Origin of the sequence: Streptomyces turgidiscabies Car8, from assembly GCF_000331005.1 — a bacterium.
In the GTDB taxonomy this organism is placed as follows: domain Bacteria; phylum Actinomycetota; class Actinomycetes; order Streptomycetales; family Streptomycetaceae; genus Streptomyces; species Streptomyces turgidiscabies.
The window spans coordinates 77594-99390 of record NZ_AEJB01000361.1; the positions used below are offsets into that span (position 1 = coordinate 77594).

Genomic DNA, 21797 nt, shown 5'->3' on the forward strand with positions numbered 1-21797 from the left:
CCCGTGGGGAGCGGACCTGACACCGCTCCCCACGGGCCTTCGCCTGGCCAACTATCCGGCATCGCGCCGCACCCCTGGGACGGCGATGGCTGAGAGCGCCGGCAGCGACCTGGCGCCGTCCGCCGCCCTCGCCCGAAGACACCGCTCAACCGGAAGACATCGATGGGAGCCCCTTGCAACACCACGGCATAGACCAGGCCACGGGCCAGCTGATCGTCGGCGGTACGCCGTACCTGATCCGCGGCATCGAGGTCCACAACTCCACCTCGTCCCACGCCGACTACCTGGAACCCGTGTGGAAGCGGTGTGCGGACGCAGCGGTCAACACCGTTCTTGCACCGGTCAGTTGGGAGCTTGTGGAACCGACGGAGGGAGAGTTCGACTTTCACTTGGTCGACGCCATGCTCTCCGGTGCGCGCGACCACGAGCTCAAGCTGGTGCTTCTCTGGTTCGGCAGCTGGAAGAACGCTTCGTCGAGCTACGTGCCGGCCTGGGTCAAGCTCGATCCGGTCCGTTTTCCGCTGCAGGTCGACGAGGCCGGCGATCCGCTGGACAACCTCAGCCCGTTCTCCACGAACAACCGCGACGCCGACGCGGCCGCTTTCGCGGCCTTCATGGAGCACCTCGCACGCGTCGACGGCCGCGAGAAGACCGTGATCATGGTGCAGGTCGAGAACGAGGTCGGGCTGCTCGGGGCACCGCGCTCCTACGGAGCGGACGCGGCAGCCGCATGGGCGGCTCCCGTTCCGGCAGCCCTTGCGGAAGCACTGCGCAACGGAGCCTCCCCGTACGTCCAGGCCCCGGACGAGCCGTCCACCCCGACGTGGGACCTCCTGACGGGCGACTCCGACCGGAAGGCCGAGTTGTTCATGGCCTGGCACTACGCCTGCTACATCGAGCACGTCGCCGCCGCAGGCCTGGCCCGCTACGACATCCCGCTGTTCGCCAACGCCTGGCTGGACTCGAGCGTGCCGAACGGATCGGAGTCCGCGAACATCGCCGTCGCCGGCGGCAGCGCGCCGGGGGTGTTCCCCAGTGGGGGGCCACTACCGCATGTCAGCGCTGCCTGGAAGCTGGCCGCTCCCTCGCTCGCGTTCCTCGCCCCAGACGTGTACTTCGGCGACTTCGACATCCCGTTCAAGCGCTACGCGGACACGAACACCACCTTGTTCGTGCCCGAGATGCGCGCCGACTGCCACGGGGTCTCGCACAGCTTCCTCGCCATCGGACAGTACGGTGCCATCGGGGTCTCGCCGTTCGGCTTCGACTCCCTCGACGATGACCGCACGGTGGAGCTGCGCCGTATCTATGCGCAGCTCGCGGCGCTGGAGAACGACATCCTTGCCGCACAGCCGCGAGGGCGCGTGCGCGGCTTCCGGGTCCCGGCCTCCAAGGAGGAGACGTTCGCCCTCGGCAAGTACGAGTTCGTGATCAGGGCCTATCCGGAACACGGCAACGGCGAGCGGTTCGGCTATGGGCTCCTGCTGCAGTTCGACGACGACGTGTTCATCGCCGTCGGCGACAACTTCACGGTCTGCCCGCGCTCGCCGGACGGCCGGCCGGTGGCCATCTTGCAGGCGGACGAACTCGTGGCAGGCACGGGCCGGCTCCGTCCGCGAAGGCGCCTCAATGGTGACGAGACGTTGTCCGGCACCGGCATCAGGATCGCGGAGCACCCGGCCCCGATGCACGGTTTCATGGCGACCAGCGGGATCCCGTCAGGGGTGGTGAGGTTCTCGCTGTACTTCCCCGGGGCGCCGAGGGGCACCGCCGCCCCGGACTACTGATGGGTGCCGCCGTCAATACGGATCTCCGTGCCGGAGATGAAGGCGCCGTCGTCGGAGATGAGCGTGGCCACGACTGCTGCCACCACCTCCGGCGACCCGTAGCGCTCCCGGACTGCGGGAGTGAGCTTCGCGAAGAGGCTCCAGTCGGTGTCCTCCGGCACCAGTGACGCGAAGTTCTCGGTCATGGCGCTGACGATGCCGCCAGGGCAGATGTTTACCGCGCGCAAGCCCTGCTTGGCGTACTCCTGGGCGATGCTGTGCGTGAAGGACAGGATCCCGCCCTTGCTGGCGGAGTACGCGGCCAGGAACGGATGGGCGAACTGGGCTGACGTGGAGCTGAAGTTGACCACGACGCCGTTACCCGTCTCCAGCAGCGCGGGCAACGCGGCCCGGGTGACCAGGAACGTGCCCGTGAGGTTCACGGCAAGGACGCGGTTCCACAGCTCGAGCGAGCACTGGTGTGTATGCGCTCCGCGCAGCATGCCGGCGATGTTCACGAGCGCGTCGAGCCCGCCGAGGGTGGCAATCGTTTCACCCACGACGTCGACGACCGCGTCCGCGTCCGCCACGTCCAGCGCCGCGGTGACGAGCCGCTCGCCGGTGCCGGCCTTCGCGGCCAGGCCGGCGGTCCCGCTGAGCCCCTCTTCCTCGATGTCCGTCGCGACGACCGCCGCTCCTTCCTCGAGCAGCCTCAACGTCGTCGAGCGTCCGATGCCCGAAGCGGCTCCGGTGACGAACACGCGTCTGCTGCTGAGTCGTTCCATGAGGTTCCTCCAGGTCTCGACGGTGCGCTTGCCCTGGCCGCGAATCGCCGCCCGCTCATTCCGGGATCGGTACCTGGCGGTACGGCGCGATACGGACCGGCCCCATGAGGCCGTATTGCTGCCGGGGCTTCTCGGCCTGACCCGGGAAGCCTTCCGTGACCCGAAGGCGATTGCGCAGCGGTGTCGCCACCCGGACCGTGATGCTGTTGTCTCCTTGCTTCACGTAGCCACTGAGATCGATCCGCCGGCCGACCTGGTCGGACGGTGGCAGCGTCGTGCCGTTGACCGTCACCTCGAAGGTGTCGGTGACCTGTCCGAGGTCGAGGTAGGCCCCGTCCAACCGCACGAGCCGTACCGTGGTGCGATAGGTGCCGACCCCGGAGACGTCCTCAAGGCCGGGGATGGCGGACCAGGGTGCAAGGCGGTTCAGGTGATGCTCGTGCTCGCTGACTTCGAGCTTGCCGTCCGGGCCTCGGTGCCAGTCCTCGACGGAGAGCTCCCACACGTTCAGCTCCTGGGCTGCCCCGGTGGGAGGAACGGTCACCCTCCGTTCGGAGCCGTCGTCAAGCTTCACGGTGTACGAACCAGCCGTTGAGCCCCGCAGGAGCAGACCGCCACCGGGCGCCGTCACGACCTCTCCGCCCGTGGTGGCGACCACATGACGGGCACTGCCCGGTACGAGAACGATGATGGTGGATTCGCCGGGTGCGAGCCGCACCGGGACTGTGATCCGCCCGCGTTCTGTTCGGTACTGGGCGACTGAGGTGACCGTGCCCGTCCAGGCATCCAGTTCGTAGGGGGTGCCTCGGCCCTCCAGGGCGACCTCCTCGGACACGGCTCTTTCCGAGGAGTTGTGCAGGTGATACAGCGCGCCTCGCGACAGTGTGCGACGCAGGGCGAGCACGGCGGGAGCGACGCGCGTGTCCGCTGCGGGACGGATGCCGAGCACCTCGAAGACGGCGGGCAACCCGCTCGGTTCGGCGACGTGGCGTACCGAGGCCTGCTTGAGCAACAGGTCCATCAACTCGGCCAGTGCCGCATCCTGCTGTGCCGCCCGGTGGGCGCCAGGCGTGCGGGTCGGCGGCGCACCGACGATCACTACGGGCAGGCCGCTGCGGGCGTGCGACAGCAGCAGTCGGGCGGTGGCTATGGGCAACGTGGGCTGGCGGTCGAGGATCAGCGCACGATAGGCGGGTCCTTCCGGGGCAAGGCGCCGGTCACGTACGCGGGTTCCGTCGAGTTGTGCCGGGCCGGCGAAGTCGTAAGTGAAGCCGTCCAGCCCGGCCGGGATGCGCATGCCGGTCCCGTAGGCGTGGCGGTAGACGACCAAGTCCACCGAAGGCCTGCCCTGGCGCAGGGCGAACTGCGTGCGCGCAGTCCAGTCGACGATCTTGCCGGTGTCGTTCCACGTGGGCTGGCGCGGCCCCCATGCCTCGGAGAAACCGTTGCCGCCCTGGAGGGTGAACGGTGAGAAGCCGGGCCAGGTGGTTCCCAGGCCCGCCTCGGTGGCGAAGCCGTGATAGACGACCTGGTTGACACCGTGGGCGAAGGCGGCGTTGAAGTGCTTGAGCATCTGCGGCCAGGTCTGCGCGTACGCCTCGCCGTAGATCGCGCAGCCTTCGAGCGAGAAGACGCGCTGCCCGGACAGGTGCACCGCACCGGACGAGAGCCATCGGTATGGCTCGTCGGTGTAGTCGGGCGCCGCGCCGAGCGACTCGGTCTCGTTGATGTCGAGGGCCGCGCCGATCGTGGGAACGTCGGTGGTGGTGCCGTAGGGCTGGGCCCGCAGTCTCAGGCCCATGGCGTGCGCCCAGGACTTCAGTGGCTCGACGTGCTCACTGATGTACAGGTCCGTGAGCGTGTGATAGTAGTCGTCGCGGACGCGGGCGCCACTGTCGTCGGTGAACGCGAAGTCCGGGGTGTCGTCGGGTGTCACGCTCGTGTACTGCCGGTGGATCCGGTCGATGAACAGCACCGGCAGGTTGTCGATCAAGGAGTAGCCGCGCAGCTTCTTGAAGCGCGCCGGAAGTTCCCGGGACCAGTGCTGGGCGGAGTCCAACTCCAGGGAATCTTCGAAGAGATCCCCTCCGTTGTCCTGCAGCAGACTGCGCAGGCGGGGCGTCAGGACGCGCTCGTCCCAGTAGCTGGTTACTGCCCGGGTACCGGCGGCACTGAAGTGGTCGACGACATACGCCGCCTCTGTCGTGGCGGCCTGGCCGACGACGGCGGCCTGGCCGGTGCCGCGCTGCCAGAACGCGAACAGCAGCCACTGCCCATCCGCTGGGGCGGTCCAGGCGAGGGTGCCGTCGCTCACCCGTCCTGTGAGGTCGATCCGGGAAGCCCGCTCGAGCAGTACGGGCTTCGCGTCGGTTGGGCCCGCGCAGCGAAACGCCTGGACCGCTATCAGGGTTTGCTCGGTGACGCCCGCGTGCGGCTGCGGGGCCGCCGGCACGGGCCCGTCGTATGCTTCGCCGCCCGCAAGGACCGCACGCCCGTAGGCGATCTCCTGGGCTGCTTCCGGGCTGTCCGGCGACAGCCCGGGGGCCACCAGCGGCCAGGCCGGGCCCACGGTGAGATCGATGCGCACCCCGTGCCTGTGACCGGCGGCGACCGCCTGCTCCAGGCGCTCGGTGAGCACAGCGCTGCCCCAGCCGTACTGCTGAGCGTCGGCGGTGACGATGCACTGGATCTCGACTGCGCCGAAACCTCGGCCTGCGATCGCCTCGATCTCCGCGTCGATGGTTTCCGCCGCGATCTCTCCGCACGGCCACCAGTAGCGGATCTTCGGCCGGGCATTCGCAGGCGGGTGAGCGAACCGCCGGACGAAGGCGCTGTCCAGCCCGGTCGACGAAGAGGCGGCAGCGCTCTTGGCCCCGGCCCACAAGGTCCCCGTGGGTGCCAGCGTCACCGCGGCCGCGGTCGCACAGAACTGTCTGCGGGAGAAACGGGACACAGCGGCTCCAGATGAAGTGATCCCCGGCAGTCGGGAGTTGGTGTGCCGGGCACCCTTTCATCGCCTGGGCCGTTCGGTGTCGGTCGATCCCGGTGACCGGGAGCGCCTCACGTGGTCCCTCAACCCTCAAGAAGAGGCAGCAGTCCCGCCGTCAGCAAAGTTGCGCCATCCGGCGGGGCGTTCAATCACCCTCGCCGCCGTCGAGCACCTGGTGCAACCAGGCGCGTTCGGCCTGGCTGATGCTGCGGACCATGAGCAGCATGCCGCGGCGGTAGGGATCGGCGGTCTCCTCCGCGGACAGCGGACGATCACCCTCGTAGAAGAAGCTCGCGGAAGTCTCCAGGAACTCCAGCCGGCGCCGCAGCACGGCGTGCTCGCCGGAAGAGCTCCGGTTTGCCGATCGCAAGCTGAAGTGCGACGACTCCGCCCATAGAGTTGCCGACAACGTCGGCCTGCTGCAGTCCGAGCCCGTCGAGCAGCGCTCGCACGGCCCGCGGCGCGGCCAGCATGGGGTGCCTGTCGGTCGGATCGCTGATACCGAAGCCAGGGAACTCCAGGACGAGACAGCGGAATTGCCGCGCAAGCGTCGGCAGGTTGTGCCGGAAGTTGCGCCAGCCGGTGACAACCGGGCCCCGACCCGTGCAGCAGGAGCGGGTCAGAGCGATCCAGAGAAGCGCTTCCTCCCGGGCGTGAACGCCCGGGGTTCCGCGCTAGATCAAGCTGAACTCCCCGGTCGCCGGCAGGGGGACCGGCGACCGGGGTCTGTACAGGGACCAGGAATCTACGCGCAGAGGCGCCGCTCAGGCCGTGCCTACGCGTGCCGTGCGCAGTGCGCTTTCGCCGAACAGGTCCAGAGTGATCCGCTGCGCCATGTCGTACACCAGCGGCGCGATGCGCTCCAGTGGCGACGCGTGCCCGGCGACCAGGGAAATAGCGCCGACCGGACCCTCAGGTCCCCGGATCGCCACGCCGACGCACGCGATCCCCTCGACGCACTCCCCCCGTTCGACGGCGAGCCCTCGGTCACGCCGGATACGGCCGAGTTCACGGTGAAGTGCGGGAAGGCCGTCGACGCTCGCGCCCGTCGCGGCCGGCACCCCGTCGGCGTACAACTCGTCGATCTCTTCCGGCGGCAGCCAGGCGAGCATCGCCTTGCCGAGCGCCGTGCAGTGCGCGGGTGCCCGGCCTCCGACACGGGAGGCGACAGCGGCAGCCCGGCGGCCGCCGACCTTGTCCAGGTACTCGACATACGTCTCGTCGAGGGTGCCCAGATGTACGACGAGGTCAGTCATGACGGCGAGCTCGTGCAGCCACGGCGCGGCGGCCGCGCGCAGATCCGAGTGCCCGCTCTCCCGCGCCCCCCAGGTCCGCACTCGCCGCCCGAGGTGGTAGCCAGAGCGGGTGTGCTCGACCCACTGCAGCCGCACGAGCTGGTCGAGGATGCGGTGCGCGGTCGACCTCGGAAGTCCGGTGCGGCGGGAGACCTCCTCCAACAGCAGCCGGGTCTTCGGTCCCTCGAAGCAGTCCATGATCAACGTCATTCGCTCGACCATCGAGGGCGGTCGCACCGCGACCTCCGGTCGTGACGACAGCGCCAGCGTCATTGTCAGCACCCTTCGGCCACTGGAATTGATTTCAATTCTAGTGACGCCACGGTTACTGCCAAGAGATGTGCATGCCTTTTATCAAGTAATTTTGAGCCCGCTTTCCTCCGCTACAGAATGGAGGAATCGGGCGAAATGGCCCCAACTTGAAGGACAGCTCGGACAGATGACTGTATGCAGCCAAGTAAGGTGTGCGCCCCTCGGGGAGTACCTTGGCAGGGCACTCAGCCCGCGGCGCTCTTCGCCGCGTGCTCCATCGCCAGGTAGCTGAACACCATGGCGGGACCAATCGTGGCTCCTGCCCCGGCGTACTCGTTGCCCATCACCGCGGCCGATGCGTTGCCCGTGGCGTACAGACCAGGGATCACGCTGCCGTCCGGCCGCAGCACGCGGCCCTGAGCGTCCGTCAGTACGCCGCCCTTGGTGCCCAGATCCCCCGCCTCCGATCCGGATCGCGTAGAAGGGTCCGCCGTCAATCGTGTCGAGATTGGGGTTCGGCAGTGAGTGGTCGCCGTAATAGTTGTCGTACGGACTGTCGCCGCGCCCGCAGTCCTCGTCCCTGCCCTTGGCCGCGAAGCCGTTGAAGCGAGCGACCGTGGCCTCCAGGGCGTCCGGCGGGACCGCGATCTTCTCGGCGAGTTCGCGCAGCGTGTCCGCATTCGCCACCAGGCCGCTGCGTAGAACGAGCAGCCACGGCGCGGCGGCCGCGCGCGAGACGACCCGCCAGGCCGCCACGCCCAGCATCCGCCGGGCCTTCCACTCGCGCCGGATCATCATGAGGTTACGCGCTTCGTAGCCCGTGAACCACAGACCGAGCGGCATGGGGACGTCCAGCGCTAGCAACTTCCGCTCCTCGTCCCCCAGTTTGCGGACGTCGATCGGACGCGGCTGGATGGTCCTGCCCGCCGCCCTGCCGCCGGGCAGCTCAGGGTGATAGTCGGAGTAACCGGGACACCAGGAGAACTCCATGTGCCGACTGACGCGATGCAGCATCTCGAGCACCTCGAGCCCGCAGTCGACGTAGGCGTCGATCCGATCGGCCGCGACGCGGTCGCCGACGACAGCCCGCAGATAGTGCCGCACGTCCTCGACATCGTCCGTCTGCCCCTCCTTGCGCGGGGTGGGATTGTTGGGGATCCAGATCCCTCCGCCGGACATCGCGGTCGAGCCGCCGATCCCGGCCGCCTTCTCGACCACGAGCGACGTGAGCCCGAAGGTGTTGGGCCGTGATGGCCCCGACCATTCCGCCGGCCCCGCTGCCGCCGATCAGTACGTCGACCTCGTGGTTCCAAATGGTCCCGTCAGTGCTGGGCACCGCTGCCGACTCTCTGCCACCCGCATGGATGTGCAATGCTTGATAGATGTCCCGTATCTCGGCATACGGGCTGCCGTTCATGGAGTGGTGGGGGAAGGGGAGTCCGCGTGGACCGGGTGCCCGAGGAGCTCGCGCTGGAGAGGGCGACGCTCAGACTCATCAACACGGTCGCCTTCATGTCCGGTACGCGGGCGCACAGCCGCGGGTTGCGAGCGGTGACCGGAACCGAACTGTCGCCCTCCGACCTGCGCTTCATCGAGCTCCTCGGCAGCCGTGGCGCGGTGCCGACCAGCACGGTGGCACGCGAGCTCGGCATCGATCTCGGCCAGACGAGCCGACAGGCGGCCCAGCTCGAGGCTGCCGGACACCTCGTACGCAGCACGGATCCTGCGGATCGCCGCCGGACCCTGTTGGAACTGTCGGAGCCGGCCGCGGCGACGCTCGACCGGTGGCTGCTCGCATGGAGCCGCGACTACCTGGTGGCGGAACCCCGGTGGTCCGCTGACGGCATCGCGGCGCTCGCCGAATGGTTCACGCTCGTGTATGACCGGCTGGTGACGGCGCTGCCCGACAGCCCCCGGTCCGCGGCCGCTGACCGCTGGACGGAGCTTGCGGGTGACGACTACGACGCCGGAACCCGCGCCTTCTTCCGCCCAGTCATCGGAATCGTCACCTGGGTCGGCCAGTCCAGCGGGTTCAACGATCTGCTGGAACTCATCGACGCGCCCGTACGGCAGACCGGGCTGTTCGCCCTCCAAGTGATCCAACGCAGCGGCCCTCTCCCCGTCGCAGAGGTCGCGGCCCGGCTCGCGATCGACCCTTCGCAGGCGAGCAAGCGCCTGCGCCAGCTCACCCAACTGCGGCTGGTGGACCGCGCGGTGGACGGGTTCGACCGCCGCAGCACACTGGTCCGCATCTCGCGCAAGGGGGCGGCGCTGCTCACGCGCGTGCTCGAAGTCCAGCTGACGGTATTCCAGAAGCTGATCGACGACCTCAGCTCCGAGGACCGACAGCGCTGGACGCCCTTGGTCGAGTCGTATGTCACCACGCTGCTCGACGCTCGGGGCTCGACCGGCCCGTCCGGAGGAGATCTGTTCAGCCGGAACTGACCGCATTCGCGGTCACCGCCTTGATGAGCGTCTTCAGCGATACGTCCGGATCCATGAGATCGGAAGCCGCGATCTCCGTTCCGGAGGCCAGCGCCTTCTTCAAGGCCATGAAGTCGGCGGTCGCGTTGACGGCCTCGACAGCCGCCAGTCGCCCGTCCCGGTAGTAGCCGACGAGGCATCTGTCGCGATCGCCGAATTGGCGTGTGACAGCAGTGTCGTCGCTCGCACGCAGTCCGACGATCCGGATGCGCAGGCTGCCCTGATCCGACCAGAACCACGGCACGCACGTGTACGGACGACGCTCGCCGAGGATCGTGGCGGCCGCGGCATCGGGCCGGGCCCTGCGCGGCGAGTTCCACCACGCGCACGCCCGCCAGCGGTCCGCTTCCGGTCGCCATCAGAACCCCTCGGGAGCGGTGCCGACGACGCCCTGCTCCACCAGGCCGGCGTACGCCTCCTCGGTCAGCCCCAGTTCACCGATCAGCACCTCGCGATTGTGTTCGCCCAGGGTCGACGGGCGCCGAGTGAGCCAGGCGGGCCGGCCTCGGTGGCGGAACGGGAGAGTCGGCAACGGAACCGTGCCGGCATAAGGCAGTTCGGCCGTTTCGTACGCGCCTCGTCCTGCGAGGTGAGGGTGCTCGTGCACCCACCGACTGTCGATGGACACGGCGGCGGGGACACCGGCCGCGAGGAGCAGACCGACGACTCATCGGCCTCACGCTCCGCGACCCAGGCGCCGATTCGGGCCTCCACCTCGTCCGCAGCCTGCCGGCCGTCACGGTCGGCTAGGGTTGGATCGGTGCGCCAGTACGTCGCCCGGCTTCCATGCCCGTCTCGACGGCCGCACCTGGCGGGTCGACGGCGCGATGTCGCACGATACGCGCGTGGCGCCGGGCGAGCGCCTGGCGCACCGAAGGGTCGTCCAGGACATACGAGCCATCAGGCGCCTTGGTCTCGGCGGCCCACGCCCGCACACTCGCGAGGATCTACTCGAAGGGCGCCGTGGCCACCACGGCGACGCGTTCGGTGTTGAGCTGACCGGTGATCATGGCCCAGCCGTTGTTCTCCCCACCGATGCAGTTCTCCACCGGCACCCGGACGTTGCGGAGCACTTTCTCCTTAGGGGAACAGGTCTTACTGTGTGGGACACATAACCGCTTCGCTGTTCGCAGGACACCTGCCAACAGCGCAGATGCGGGAGAACTAACGGCTTCATGACAAGCAAATTCCTGATGAGCGGCCGCCTGGAACTCACCGCAGCGGGCGCCCCGATGACGCCGCTTCATGTCGTTCCGCTCGACGGCATGGACTGGGACGACCCCTTGCTCCCGCCTCGCGTAGCTCCTGCTCCGCTGCTCGTGGGCGTTGCCACCGCGCCGCTCCCACCCGAAGCGGTGCCGGTCGTCGAGCAGCTCACGGTCACCCTCGGCGGCGGACTCGCCCCGTACTGCGCGGGGACTGCTTCGGATGTCGACGCCGTCCGTGCCACGGTCGCCGGCGCTCCGTAGGCTGCGCTGACGCTGGACGAAACGCTCCGAGCGACGCCCAAGGCGACGGTCGCCGAAGGACTGCTCATCGAGTCCCTCTCATACTCGATACTGCTCGGCGCCAGGGAGTTCGCGGCTTGGCGATCGCGCTCCAAGCCGCGCCCCACGGCGGCCTGTGCGGATCCGGTGCTCCTCGACCGGGACGACGGCACGCTACGGATCACTCTCAACAAGCCCAAACGGCATAACGCGTTCGGCCACGCCGTGCGCGACGGGCTGCTCGAAGGGCTGGAGTTAGCGCTCCTCGATCGAAGCGTGGAACACGTTGTGGTGAGTGGCGCAGGCCCGTCGTTCTGCAGCGGTGGCGACCTGGACGAATTCGGCACGGCGCCGGACATGGCGACCGCTCACCTCCTCAGGCTGCACCGCTCCGCCGCGCGTCATGTCGCCGCTCTCGGCGACCGAATCCGCTTCGAGGTGCACGGTGCCCGCGTCGGCGCGGGCGTCGAAGTACCGTCCTTCGCACCCCGCGTGACGGCGGCAGACGACGCGTACTTTCGGTTGCCCGAGCTGGAGATGGGCCTGATCCCGGGAGCCGGGGGCACGGTTGGCGTCACACGCAGGATCGGGCGGTGGCGGACGGCGTATCTCGCGTTGACCGGGCACGCCATCGATGCGACGCCGGCGCTGGACTGGGGACTGGGGGACGCACGTGCCGAGAGAGGGGATCCGCACCGGCGGAGCATGGAGGAACTCCCGTGCCGACACGGTCTTCCGCGACGTCGAGGTCGACGGCCGAAGGGTTGACGTCCACGTACGCGGTGCGACCGTCGTGGCGGTCGGTTATATCACCCCCGTCGCAGGGGCAGAGGTGGTCGAGGGTCATGGCGACGCTCTGCTGCCCGGGCTGCACGACCACCATCTGCATCTCCTCGCGATGGCGGCCGCCGCGTCCTCCGTCGACTGCGGTGTCCACGCGGGCGACCCTGACGGGCTGGCCGCCGCGCTGCGCTCGGCCCCCGGCACCTGGGTGCGCGCCGTCGGCTACCACGAGCGCACAGCGGGCCACCTCGACCGGCAGGGTGCTCGACGCATGGGTGCCCGACCGGCCGTGCGTGTCCAGCACCGCAGCGGGGCCCTGTGGATTCTCAACTCCCCTGCGCTGGCTCTCGTCCACCACATCCTGGACCACTCACCCGAAGTGGAACGCGATGCCGTCGGCCGCCCCACGGGCCGACTGTGACGCTACGACGGCCCTGTTCTCGTATAGCTACGGCGAGGGGGCAAGTAGCTCAGTGTGATTTCAGGGCCTCTGCACGGAAGATTTCAAGTCCAGTGAGACGGTCGTACACCGGAGGGCCGGCGGCTTCTTGCATCCGCTTGGCTGCACTCCGCGCGTGCTTGATCCGGTCCTTCGCTTCAGCCTTGCGACCACCGCGCGCGGCAGAGACAGCAGCGCGCAGTTGCAATGTCCCCCAGGCCCGAACAGCCAGCGGGTCACCGCGGTCGTACTCTCGCTGCACGCTGCGAATCGCCTTGTCGGACAGGGCAACAGAGTCGTCCCAGTCTGCCGTTGCCCACATGTCCCACACGCGCATCCAGTCGGCGACGGCAGGCATCACCGGGTCGCCCGACAGCCGCGCAGACCAAGCAGCTCGTTCGCATGCCATGGCCACCAGCTCCGGGTGTCCAAGCGCGTGCGCGGCAGTGTGGGCGAACTTGCAGCACACCGCGTAGATGGCATACGCCTCTTCCTGCTCATGGCCCGTGGCGACTTCGGCCAGGGCGCGCGCCTCACGGAACAGGTCGGGGAGCACCTGCACGATCGCCACGTTCGCGGCAGCGTCGCGGAGGCGATGCAGGCGGGTGGTTTCCTGCCACAGCTGACCGGCTGTACGGGGCGTTCCGTCGAAGACGGGAGCGAGGTCGTAGCGGCGCAGCTCGCGCATGATCGCGGCGGCAGACACCTGCCACTGGTTCTCGGCCGGTGCGGTGTTGTTGTACGGACGCCCGATCAGGTCGTTCGGGTGTACATGCAGTTCCGAGGCGAGCAGGTTGAGCAGGCCGACGCGGTCGAGTTCGATGTGGCCGCGTTCCATCTTGGACACCCAACCCTGTGTTTTGCCCAGGGCGGCAGCGAGGTCGGCTTGCGTCATGCCAAGGCGGAGCCGTGCGCGACGTGCGCGACGGCCGATCTCTTCGGCTTCTTCCAGCATCAGCGCGCCCCCCTGGGGGTGAGGCGCCAGCGTTCGAGAGGGCGGCGAGGCATCGTGCTCCATCCATCAGGGCTTGTCCCCTTGACGGTACCGAGGTCGCTGGGCCGAGTGTGGAGTGCCCAGGGCAGGAGGTGACTACTTGTGGTGCCTGGGTCAGTCCAGCCCCGACGAACCGGCGGCTGGCTGCCATGGCTCCAGCCCAGCCTGCCGGGCTGCACTCAACAGTTCCCTACGTTGTCTGCGGGACAGGGCGAGCCCTTCGTATGGTTCTTCCACCCAGGGGCGTCGGGCGTGGCTTTCAAAGTTCTGCCGCTTGGGGCAACCAGCGATTGGCCACCCGACGCCCCACGACGACTCGGCTGCCAATTAGGAATTGCGAATGATCGCTCCGTAGGGAATCGACAGCGAGGTCGTCCGTCGGGAGGCACCGAGCACACCCACCGCACGGAGGCACCATGGCCGCGATCTGGGCCGGCATCGACGCAGGCAAAACCCACCACCACTGCGTCGCGATCAACGAGAGCGGCCACCGGCTGCTGTCCCGGCGCGTCGCCAATGACGAGCCCGAACTCCTAGAACTCCTCACCGACGTCCTAGCCCTTGGCGACGAGGTGACCTGGGGCATCGACCTGGCCGACGGCGGAGCCGCCCTGGCCATCACAGTCCTCTTCAACCACGACCAGCAGGTCCACTACATCTCCGGCCGCGCCATCCACCGCGCCTCCGAGAGCTACCGCGGCGAAGGCAAGACCGACGCCAAGGACGCCGCCGTCATCGCCGACCAGGTCCGCATCCGCCGCGACCTGAACCCCTTACGCACCGGCGACGAGACCGTCACCGACCTCAAGATCCTCACAGGTCGCCGTATAGACCTGGTCGCCGACCGCACCCGCATCGTCAACCGGCTCCGGGCCCAGCTGCCCGGCATCTTCCCCGGCCTGGAACGGGTCCTGGACCTCACCAACAAGGGCCCGCTGACCCTGCTGACCGGCTACCAGACCCCCGCGGCCATCCGCAGACTTGGCGCCAAGCGCCTGGAGACCTGGCTGCGGAACCGCAAGGTCCTCCGAGCCGACCAGCTCGCCGAGGCCGCGGTCGAAGCCGCCGAACGCCAGCACACCAGCCTGCCCGGCGAGAAGCTGACCGCCCAGATGGTGCACACCCTGGCGAAGGAGGTGATGGCCCTCAACGAGCAGGTCGCCGAGCTCGGAAAGCTCATCGAGGCCCGATTTCGCGATCACCGACACTTCGAGGTGATCACCAGCATGCCCGGCCTCGGCATCATCCTCGGTGCCGAGTTCCTGGCCGCCACCGGCGGTGACATGGCCGTCTTCGGAACCCCCGACCGCCTCGCCGCCTTCGGCGGCGTCGCCCCGGTCCCGCGCGACTCCGGCAAGATCAGCGGCAACCTGCGGCGCCCGCAACGCTACAACCGCCGGCTCCAGCGCGTGCTCTACACCTCCGCGCTGATCAGCATTCGGCGGTCCGAGGCATCCCGGCGGTTCTACGACCGCAAACGCGCCGAGGGCAAGCGCCATACCCAGGCCGTCCTTGCCCTCGCACGCCGCCGCGTCAACGTCCTCTGGGCCCTCCTCCGCGACGGACGGCGCTACGAGCCCGCTCCGCCGACAAGGGCTGCCGCATAGGAAGGGACGCGACACGCTGCGCGCGGCCAATTGGCCTGACCGACCCCGTCAGACCAGGCAAAACTCGTTACCTTCCGGGTCTGCCATCACCACGTGATCCGGCCTGCCCTGCAACTCGTCCTCGCGGACCACGGTCGCGCCCGCAGTGGTCAACCGCTGCACCGCCTCGACCACGCGCGGCCAGCGCACCTCCCACGGGGTTTCACGGCCGCCACCAACTTGCACGTCGATATGCAGCCGGTTCTTCGCCACCTTCGGCTCCGGCACCTTCAGGAAGGACAAGGTGGGGCCCACGCCATCCGGATCTGACAGGTACGCCCCGTCATCCCACTCGTCCTCCGGAACCTCATGATGCGAGAACCACTCCTCCCAGCTCCCGAACCCTGCGGGCGCGGGCTTCTCCGCGTAGCCCAACGCCAGCGCCCAGAACGCGGCCAGTTTCCCCGGGTACGCACAGTCGATCGTCAAGCTCCACTTGGTCGCCATGAGCCCTCCCCAGTCGGATGAACGGACTGTACCCCGCACCTCCGACACCAGGGCCCCGGCGTTTGCCCGGGTCGTCCGGTTTGATCATGTGATGCCGTAGAGGCTGAGGACGAGGGTGCGTTCGGTGTGGGCTCGGCGGCCGGCGGCGGTGTTGACGTACCCGGCAAGCTTGAGCGCACCGCGGATCAGGTCGCGGACGGCGGCGAGGACTGAGGGCGTGTTGTGGGTCCTGACCTGGGACTTGTCCTCGTTGAAGGTCACATCCCGACACCAGTGGACGGTGTTCTCCACGGTCCAGTGCCCGCGAGCCCATGAAGCGATCTCGGCGGCACTCGCTTCCTCGGCGGGCAGGTCGGTGATGGCGTAGACGGTCTCGCTGGACCACTTCTTCGCTCCGTAGAGACGGCGTCTGCGCTGGATGCGCAGGACCTGGGCCGCGTGGGGAAAGAGCAGGCCGTTGACGGTGACGACCTGGACGAGACGCTGTTCGTGGCGGCCGTGGCCGCGGGCGTCGTCACGGTGGATGACGGGGATCTCCTTCCAGGGCAGGGCGTGGAGCTGACGGGCTTGGCCGCGCTGGTTGTTCTTGATGGTCAGCAGGTAGTGGGCGCCGCGTTCGTGCAGGTAGGTGGCGTGGTCGCGTTGGGCGTGGAGGGCGTCGGCGGTGACGACGGCCCCCTTGAGATCGGCGTCGTCGAGCTGGTCGAGCAGGGGTTGGAACTCGGGGATTTCGTTGGTCTTCGCGCCGATCTCGCGGGAGGCGAGGGTGATGCCGTCGCCGTGCCGGACGGCGGAGAGCACGAAGACGCGGCTGCCGTCCGGGCGCTTCGCACTGCGCAGGCACTTGCCGTCCACCGCGATGGCCCGGCGCCGGGAGCGCACCGGTTCGGCGCGGGCGGCCGCCCGGTGGGCGCGGCGCTGTTCGCGTTCGATGCCGCCGTCGGGCATGAGCGGCTCGGGAGAGTGGGACACCGTGGACAGCAGGGGCCGCAGGTGGTCGTAGCCGGCCGCGCTGACCTCACCGGGATCGAGCCGCCCCAGAACGGTGCGCAAGGTCTTCTCGCTCGGGATCCGGTAGCGGCCGCGCAACGGATGGTAGGGCAGACCGAAAGCGGCCAGTTCCTCAGGCGTCGCACGTCGGCACCACTCCGCCGCCGCGGTGATGGAGTCATGGCCCGCCGGGGTCATCGCACAGACCACCAGGGCCAGCAGCGAGGAGACCCGGTAGCGCACCCCGCACGCCCCGCGAGGATCGGTGACCGACTCGAACTCGGCAACCAGGCCGCGGACTTGGTCTCGCGCGGCATCCGAGCCGAGGGCCTCCAGGCGGGGCGCCGGAGAGACGGGAACGACGGCAGGGGATGATGGAGGAACGAACACGGCACCTTCGTGGATCTTGCAGCGTAGAGAACTCCATGATCCACAGGTGCCGTGTTCATCTGCTTCCGAGGCCCGCCAGCATGATCAACCGGCCCAGGCCGGGGCGATCCGGGCAAACGCCGGGGCCCTGCCTCCGACACCTCCTGCCCGCTACCTCAGGCGTGCGCCACGGCTTGACGAACGGCATTAGGAATCGCCGACCGCAGCCCCCGTTTTTTGGGGCCCCGGCCACGTGCTGAGATCCAGGGCTTGCCGTCGGCCCTCACTCGTGTCGTGGTTCTGAGCGCGCCAATCCGGCATGACTCGGTTCGGTGGCAAAAAGACTAAGTTCAATTTCGAAACAATGAAATCCGGAGCTCACCCGAGACACCAGCCGGACTATAGATTTGCCCACCAAGAGCCACGGAAAGCGAAACGACCTGCCAACGGAGTCGGCAGGTCGTCACGAAGGATCGAGCTTCTTTAAGGCCAGTCAGCTACTTTCTCGTTATCCATATAGCAACCGACGACACCTGGTCATTCCACGGCAAATTGGGTATGCCTTGATCGAAATTGAAGCGCTGGGCATTGTTGGAGCTGCTCGCCCTGAACCGTGTTTCGTACTCTCCGAGCGGCACCTGCCCGCCATTGTCTCGATAAAATTGCTGATGAATCGTGACTGTTTCATTCGGGTGATTGGCGCGCGACATCACACTCCCGAGAATGCGAAAGGAGGACATGGTGTCGCTCTGGTCGCGGTACAGTTCATGGAGGTCAATTGTCGATACCGTCGGCCCGTCATCGAAATTCACTGACCATCTGCTACTCGAGCCACTACCTCCCGCACACTGGTAATTCGTGTCGCAATACCCCACAGCAGTGAAGGTGGAATTGGCGAACGCAGCGGAAGGATTTGCGACCACAACGCCCGACGCGGCGAGAATAGTCGCAAGGCTCGTAAGAACGCGACGCTTTGGCGAACTTGATTGAGTCTTTGGCGTCACTCCAGAGGTTCGCATGAGATCTCCAAGAGTGCGAATTTTCAGATTCACTACACGTCCTCTCTGCAGGCGAGGTGTTTTAAAAGGCGCTTTCAGGAAGAAGCATACCGGCCCAAGCACTGGTTGGCCCCCGTTACGTCCGGGGCTTCCGTTCGCGCTCATCTTCGCGCTGTCTCGGCGTGGGCACCTCGACCGAAAGGCCAGAAACCTGCAGACCTTGACCCGCAGTCTGGCCGAATGGCTGAGGCGATTGGCGATCTGAAGTGCTAGCAGTTCGCTCCCGCCGTGGTTGCGTCCATGGAGATGGTGTACGGGTTCGACCTGATCCGGGGGTTTGCTCCGGCGTCGGGATGAGGCCCGCATAGATGAACGGCCACCGGCTGATCTTCGAGGTGTCGAAGCCTCGAAGGAGATCAGCACGATGACCGCATCCGACAGTCTGCCCCTGCACGCCCTCGCCGAAGACAACCTCGCCGCGGCGAGTCCCGATCTGCTGCGCGCGATGGTCAAGACGTTCGCTGACGCGCTCATGTCCGCGGAGGCGGATGCCCTCTGCAATGCTGAATACGGGCAGGTCAGCGAAGAGAGAGTCAACCACCGGAACGGATATCGCCCGCGCGAGTGGGACACGAGGGCCGGCACCGTCGAACTCGCCATCCCCAAGCTCAGGAGCGGGAGTTACTTCCCGCACTGGCTGCTGGAGCGACGTCGCCGGGCCGAGCAGGCCCTCATCTCGGTGGTCGCCACCGCCTACCTGCTGGGCGTGTCCACCCGCCGTGTCGAGAAGCTCGCCGAGTCCCTCGGCGTCACCCAGCTGTCGAAGTCCCAGGTCAGCGCGATGGCGAAGCACCTGGACGAGCAGGTCGCCGCTTCCGCAACCGGCCCCTGGATCAGGGCCCTTACGCGTTCGTCTGGGTGGACGCGCTGACCCAGAAGGTCCGCGAGGGCGGCCGGATCATCAACGTCCACGCCTTGATCGCGGTCGGCGTCAACGCCGACGGGCACCGCGAGATCCTCGGCATCGATGTCGCCACCGCCGAGGACGGCGCCGGCTGGCTGGCCTTCCTGCGCTCGCTGATCGCCCGCGGCCTGTCCGGCGTCCAGCTGGTCATCTCCGACGCGCACGCCGGCCTGATCGACGCCATCGGCGCGGTCCTGCCCGGCGCGAGCTGGCAGCGATGCCGCACTCATTACGCCCGCAACCTGCTCAGCCAGGTCCCGAAATCGGCCCAGCCCTGGGTGGCCACGCTGCTGCGGACCGTCTTCGAACAACCCGACACCGACGCCGTGAAGGCCCAGATGCAGCACGTCCTGGACGCGCTGGAGGCCAAGTTTCCCAAGGCCGCAGCCCACTTGGACACCGCCCAGCACGACCTGCTGGCCTTCACCGCCTTCCCACGCGAGATCTGGCGGCAGATCTGGTCGAACAACCCGCAGGAACGGCTGAACAAGGAGATCCGCCGCCGCACCGACGTGGTCGGCATCTTCCCCGACCGCACCGCCGTCATCCGGCTCGTCGGCGCCGTGCTGGCCGAACAGAACGACGAGTGGACCGAGGCCCGCCGCTACATGGGACTCGACCTGCTGGCCAAAGCCTGCCTCCACCCGATCGAGTCAGAAACCCACGAGACCGACCTGCCCACCGAACTCACCGCATAGCCTCAAAAGGAGATCACCGAGTGGCCGTCAATACACCACTCCAGCGGACGTGACCCCCGCCGTGGTCGCCAGTCAGGGGCATTGCGTGAACGAGATCTGTCTGGGCGCGGCGATGTAGGTCTGGCGTCCGGCTGTCCTGGCGGAAGACGCTGATGGCGAGGTTGCGCAGGGAGGCCATGGCGCGGGGCAGCTTGCCGATTTCTCACACACACCGAGGGACCCTGCTATCCAGGCAGGGCCCCTCGAAGCAGCTCAGTCACCCAATTCGATACCCAAACTGTCCGCGAGTTCGCGGAGGTCTTCAACCGAGATCTGGGGGGCTTTCGCCGCTTGCCGAGATGCCCAACGCTCCAAAATTTCGTCCATGGCGGCTCTGACCTGCACTTTCTCCAAGTGTCTTGACTCAAGTATCTGACGGAAGGCTTGTGTCCCTTGCGCTTGCCGGTGGGGATGAACAGGTCGGGCTGGATCTGCCCGACGGACTCGCCGCCGGCCCGGCGCCGGAGCACGGTGTGCAGCATGTCGTCGGTCATCGCCGGGGGCCGGCCGCCGTGCTTGCCCTTGCGGGCCGCGGTGTCCAGGCCCTCCAACGTGGACTCGCGGATGTTCTCTCGCTCGGTCTCCGCCATCGCCGCGAAGTACGCGAACAGCAGCTTGCCCGGGCCAGTGGGGTCGTAGATGCCGGGCAGGGGTCCGGCGAGCATCTCCAGGACCAGGCCGTGGGCGGTGAGGTGGTCGGTGAGCGCGGTGAGTTCGGCGGCGTCGCGGCCGAGGCGCTTCATCTCGTACACGGTGAAGATGACCCGGCAGTGCGGGGCGTGCGCCTTGACCTCCCGCGCGGTTCGCAGCGCCTTCTCGAACCGGGGCCGGACCCGCACCCGGGTGCTGATCTTCTCGCTGAAGATCTTGCCCCTCGGGATGCCGTGCTTGCTGAGCGCGTCGAGCTGGGAGTTGAGCGTCGAGCATCGCGCGTTAGCCGATGTGGATGTCCGCACTCGGCAGGTCCGGGTCGATCGGCGCCGGTGGCGGGGTGCCGGGCCGCCACGGCCGACCCCGGCCCACGGTCGGCCGGGGTCGGCACCCGCAGCGCCTTCTTCAGCCGGGGCACCTTCGTGAAGCGGCGGGTGTGGTAGGCGGAGGCGACCGCGCCGCCGCGCGAGCGGCACGGGGAACCGGGCTGGGCGACGCACTTCGGACAGGCGTGCTGTTCGGCGTCGTCGGCGTCCGACCGGTCGGTTGAGGAAGGAAGCCGAGGGTCCGTCACGGGCCCGGATCTTCGCACAATGCAAGTCTCAGAAGGAGGCCCGTCCTGCTTCTTAGTGAGAACGGGTTCTGCGAACGAACCCGGGATCGGCGGGGGTCCGGCGGCCCGCGATTGATCTTGCTCGCGCAAAGGACTGTTCATGAGAGAGCTCTGGATGAGACGGGCAGGCCGGAGATGCCGGCGCCTTCGGAGCGGCCTTGCCATCCACTCCGCCCCGCAATAACATTACGACAGTAAGCCATACGATCGAAATTCAATGTGTAAGGAGTCCGTCATGGCGACACAACGGCCGGTAGCACTCGTGACGGGGGCGTCATCGGGGATCGGTAACGCAACCGCTCGGGCCTTCGTCACAGCCGGGTTCGAGGTGATCGGAACCGGACGGAACACCTCGGGGCTCACCCCGCCCGCCGGTGTGGCCTTCCTCGACCTCGACGTGACCAGCGACGAATCCGTCACCGCCGCGGTCCGGGAAGTGATCGAACGGTTCGGACGGATCGACGTCCTGGTCAACAACGCCGGTCTGGGCTCGGCCGGCGCCGCCGAGGAGAGCTCCGTCGCCCAGGCCCAGCGCCTCTTCAACCTCAACTTCTTCGGTCATGTCCGCATGGCGAAGGCCGTTCTGCCGCACATGCGCACCCAGGGCCGTGGACGTATCGTCAACGTCTCGTCCGTCCTCGGCGTCATCCCGCAGCCCTACATGGCCCTCTACGCCGCCGCGAAGCACGCCGTCGAGGGCTACTCCGAGTCCCTGGATCACGAGGTCCGCGAGCACGGCGTCCGCGTCCTGCTCGTCGAGCCCGGCTACACCCGGACCGCCTTCGATGCCAATGCCGCGCAGCCCGACACCCCGCTGCCGCTGTACGCGGAGCGGCGGCGTGTCTTCGACGAAGTGGTCGCCGCGGCGATGAAGACCGGCGACGACCCCGCCGTCGTCGCCAAGGAGATCGTCACGGCAGCCACCGCCTCGAAGCCGAAGCTGCGCTACACCGCCGGACCGCTCGCCTCACGCATCACCACCGCGCGACGCCTCGTCCCCGCCGGGATGTTCGACAAGCAGATCCGCAGGTTCAACCGGATGCCCGGCTGAAACGTCGCACCCGGCCCATCGACCCGCAGCGCGCGCGAGAGGCGCGTTCAGCTCTGA

General features: G+C 68.0%; 20 protein-coding genes and 4 pseudogenes. 8 read left to right on the forward strand and 16 right to left on the reverse strand.

Going from position 1 to position 21797, the window contains the following annotated elements:
* Window positions 1-173: 173 nt before the first annotated feature.
* Window positions 174-1787, forward strand: coding sequence for a GH35 family beta-galactosidase (locus STRTUCAR8_RS24320; RefSeq protein WP_006379260.1), 1614 nt, complete (start codon window positions 174-176; stop codon window positions 1785-1787).
* Here the strand turns inward: STRTUCAR8_RS24320 and STRTUCAR8_RS24325 are convergent.
* The 7 genes and pseudogenes from STRTUCAR8_RS24325 to STRTUCAR8_RS54425 form a co-directional block, all read right to left on the reverse strand.
* On the reverse strand, window positions 1781-2551 hold the full coding sequence (locus STRTUCAR8_RS24325) for an SDR family NAD(P)-dependent oxidoreductase (protein ID WP_010354077.1): 771 nt from the start codon (window positions 2549-2551) through the stop codon (window positions 1781-1783). The two genes, STRTUCAR8_RS24320 and STRTUCAR8_RS24325, sit on opposite strands and share 7 nt — an antisense overlap.
* A 55-nt stretch (window positions 2552-2606) precedes the next feature.
* Window positions 2607-5504: a glycosyl hydrolase gene (locus STRTUCAR8_RS24330; RefSeq protein WP_006378968.1), complete on the reverse strand. Its 2898-nt coding sequence runs from the start codon at window positions 5502-5504 to the stop codon at window positions 2607-2609.
* Window positions 5505-5685: 181 nt separating this feature from the next.
* Window positions 5686-5910, reverse strand: a complete 225-nt coding sequence (locus tag STRTUCAR8_RS24335; protein ID WP_075693497.1) for a hypothetical protein — start codon at window positions 5908-5910, stop codon at window positions 5686-5688.
* The gene (locus STRTUCAR8_RS50050) at window positions 5813-6169 is read right to left on the reverse strand and encodes an alpha/beta fold hydrolase (RefSeq protein WP_107307715.1); all 357 of its coding nucleotides are present in this window, start codon (window positions 6167-6169) and stop codon (window positions 5813-5815) included. Before STRTUCAR8_RS50050 ends, STRTUCAR8_RS24335 begins: the two co-directional genes overlap by 98 nt.
* Window positions 6170-6304: 135 nt before the next feature.
* On the reverse strand, window positions 6305-7108 hold the full coding sequence (locus STRTUCAR8_RS24340) for an IclR family transcriptional regulator (RefSeq protein ID WP_010354078.1): 804 nt from the start codon (window positions 7106-7108) through the stop codon (window positions 6305-6307).
* Window positions 7109-7332: 224 nt separating this feature from the next.
* The gene (locus tag STRTUCAR8_RS54420) at window positions 7333-7767 is read right to left on the reverse strand and encodes an FAD-binding protein (RefSeq protein ID WP_306080762.1); all 435 of its coding nucleotides are present in this window, start codon (window positions 7765-7767) and stop codon (window positions 7333-7335) included.
* Window positions 7768-7963: 196 nt separating this feature from the next.
* Window positions 7964-8266 (reverse strand): annotated as a pseudogene (locus tag STRTUCAR8_RS54425) (FAD-binding protein); the annotation flags it as partial.
* 264 nt (window positions 8267-8530) lie between these two features.
* On the opposite strand from STRTUCAR8_RS54425, the gene STRTUCAR8_RS24350 reads away from it, so the two are divergent.
* A complete protein-coding gene (locus STRTUCAR8_RS24350; protein WP_006378900.1) occupies window positions 8531-9532 on the forward strand; it encodes a MarR family winged helix-turn-helix transcriptional regulator in 1002 nt (333 codons plus the stop codon).
* Here the strand turns inward: STRTUCAR8_RS24350 and STRTUCAR8_RS24355 are convergent.
* From STRTUCAR8_RS24355 to STRTUCAR8_RS55140, 3 genes are all read right to left on the reverse strand, one after another.
* Window positions 9519-9815 carry an oxidoreductase C-terminal domain-containing protein gene (locus tag STRTUCAR8_RS24355; protein ID WP_006378921.1) on the reverse strand — a complete coding sequence of 99 codons (297 nt, stop codon included), beginning with the start codon at window positions 9813-9815 and terminating at the stop codon, window positions 9519-9521. The two genes, STRTUCAR8_RS24350 and STRTUCAR8_RS24355, sit on opposite strands and share 14 nt — an antisense overlap.
* A 114-nt stretch (window positions 9816-9929) precedes the next feature.
* Window positions 9930-10178, reverse strand: coding sequence for a hypothetical protein (locus STRTUCAR8_RS24360; protein ID WP_223786222.1), 249 nt, complete (start codon window positions 10176-10178; stop codon window positions 9930-9932).
* A 340-nt stretch (window positions 10179-10518) separates the two neighbouring features.
* Window positions 10519-10644: a hypothetical protein gene (locus STRTUCAR8_RS55140; RefSeq protein ID WP_010354081.1), complete on the reverse strand. Its 126-nt coding sequence runs from the start codon at window positions 10642-10644 to the stop codon at window positions 10519-10521.
* 102 nt (window positions 10645-10746) lie between these two features.
* Between STRTUCAR8_RS55140 and STRTUCAR8_RS24370 the strand changes: the two genes are divergently transcribed.
* The 3 genes from STRTUCAR8_RS24370 to STRTUCAR8_RS24380 all read left to right on the forward strand — a co-directional run bounded on the left by STRTUCAR8_RS24370 (window position 10747) and on the right by STRTUCAR8_RS24380 (window position 12262).
* Window positions 10747-11040 (forward strand): hypothetical protein, encoded by a 294-nt coding sequence (locus tag STRTUCAR8_RS24370; RefSeq protein ID WP_006379120.1) that lies wholly within the window; start codon window positions 10747-10749, stop codon window positions 11038-11040.
* 243 nt (window positions 11041-11283) lie between these two features.
* A complete protein-coding gene (locus STRTUCAR8_RS55735; protein WP_409081025.1) occupies window positions 11284-11826 on the forward strand; it encodes an enoyl-CoA hydratase/isomerase family protein in 543 nt (180 codons plus the stop codon).
* A complete protein-coding gene (locus STRTUCAR8_RS24380) occupies window positions 11732-12262 on the forward strand; it encodes a hypothetical protein (RefSeq protein ID WP_006378840.1) in 531 nt (176 codons plus the stop codon). The genes STRTUCAR8_RS55735 and STRTUCAR8_RS24380 overlap by 95 nt, the downstream gene beginning before the upstream one ends.
* 97 nt (window positions 12263-12359) lie before the next feature.
* Here the strand turns inward: STRTUCAR8_RS24380 and STRTUCAR8_RS24385 are convergent.
* Window positions 12360-13235: pseudogene (locus tag STRTUCAR8_RS24385) on the reverse strand (helix-turn-helix domain-containing protein); the annotation flags it as partial.
* A gap of 455 nt (window positions 13236-13690) precedes the next feature.
* Here STRTUCAR8_RS24385 and STRTUCAR8_RS24390 point away from each other — a divergent pair.
* The gene (locus STRTUCAR8_RS24390) at window positions 13691-14881 is read left to right on the forward strand and encodes an IS110 family RNA-guided transposase (protein ID WP_006378715.1); all 1191 of its coding nucleotides are present in this window, start codon (window positions 13691-13693) and stop codon (window positions 14879-14881) included.
* A 48-nt stretch (window positions 14882-14929) separates the two neighbouring features.
* On the opposite strand, the gene STRTUCAR8_RS24395 is transcribed toward STRTUCAR8_RS24390, so the two are convergent.
* The 3 genes from STRTUCAR8_RS24395 to STRTUCAR8_RS54435 all read right to left on the reverse strand — a co-directional run bounded on the left by STRTUCAR8_RS24395 (window position 14930) and on the right by STRTUCAR8_RS54435 (window position 17538).
* A complete protein-coding gene (locus tag STRTUCAR8_RS24395; RefSeq protein WP_010361140.1) occupies window positions 14930-15367 on the reverse strand; it encodes a VOC family protein in 438 nt (145 codons plus the stop codon).
* An 84-nt stretch (window positions 15368-15451) separates the two neighbouring features.
* Window positions 15452-16747, reverse strand: a complete 1296-nt coding sequence (locus tag STRTUCAR8_RS24400; protein WP_006378747.1) for an ISAs1-like element IS1629 family transposase — start codon at window positions 16745-16747, stop codon at window positions 15452-15454.
* A 476-nt stretch (window positions 16748-17223) separates the two neighbouring features.
* Entirely contained in the window at window positions 17224-17538 is a 315-nt protein-coding gene (locus STRTUCAR8_RS54435; RefSeq protein ID WP_223786220.1) for a hypothetical protein, read from the reverse strand.
* Window positions 17539-18148: 610 nt separating this feature from the next.
* On the opposite strand from STRTUCAR8_RS54435, the pseudogene STRTUCAR8_RS50065 reads away from it, so the two are divergent.
* Window positions 18149-19386 (forward strand): annotated as a pseudogene (locus STRTUCAR8_RS50065) (IS256 family transposase).
* Between the two features lie 224 nt (window positions 19387-19610).
* Here STRTUCAR8_RS50065 and STRTUCAR8_RS24415 read toward each other — a convergent pair.
* Together STRTUCAR8_RS24415 and STRTUCAR8_RS55740 are read right to left on the reverse strand one after the other, a co-directional pair.
* Complete coding sequence (locus STRTUCAR8_RS24415; protein WP_006379225.1) at window positions 19611-20381, reverse strand: recombinase family protein; 771 nt, start codon at window positions 20379-20381, stop codon at window positions 19611-19613.
* A gap of 134 nt (window positions 20382-20515) precedes the next feature.
* Window positions 20516-20854 (reverse strand): annotated as a pseudogene (locus tag STRTUCAR8_RS55740) (zinc finger domain-containing protein); the annotation flags it as partial.
* A 70-nt stretch (window positions 20855-20924) separates the two neighbouring features.
* Between STRTUCAR8_RS55740 and STRTUCAR8_RS24420 the strand changes: the two are divergent.
* Window positions 20925-21740: an oxidoreductase gene (locus STRTUCAR8_RS24420; RefSeq protein ID WP_010358267.1), complete on the forward strand. Its 816-nt coding sequence runs from the start codon at window positions 20925-20927 to the stop codon at window positions 21738-21740.
* The last annotated feature ends 57 nt before the right edge of the window (window positions 21741-21797 follow it).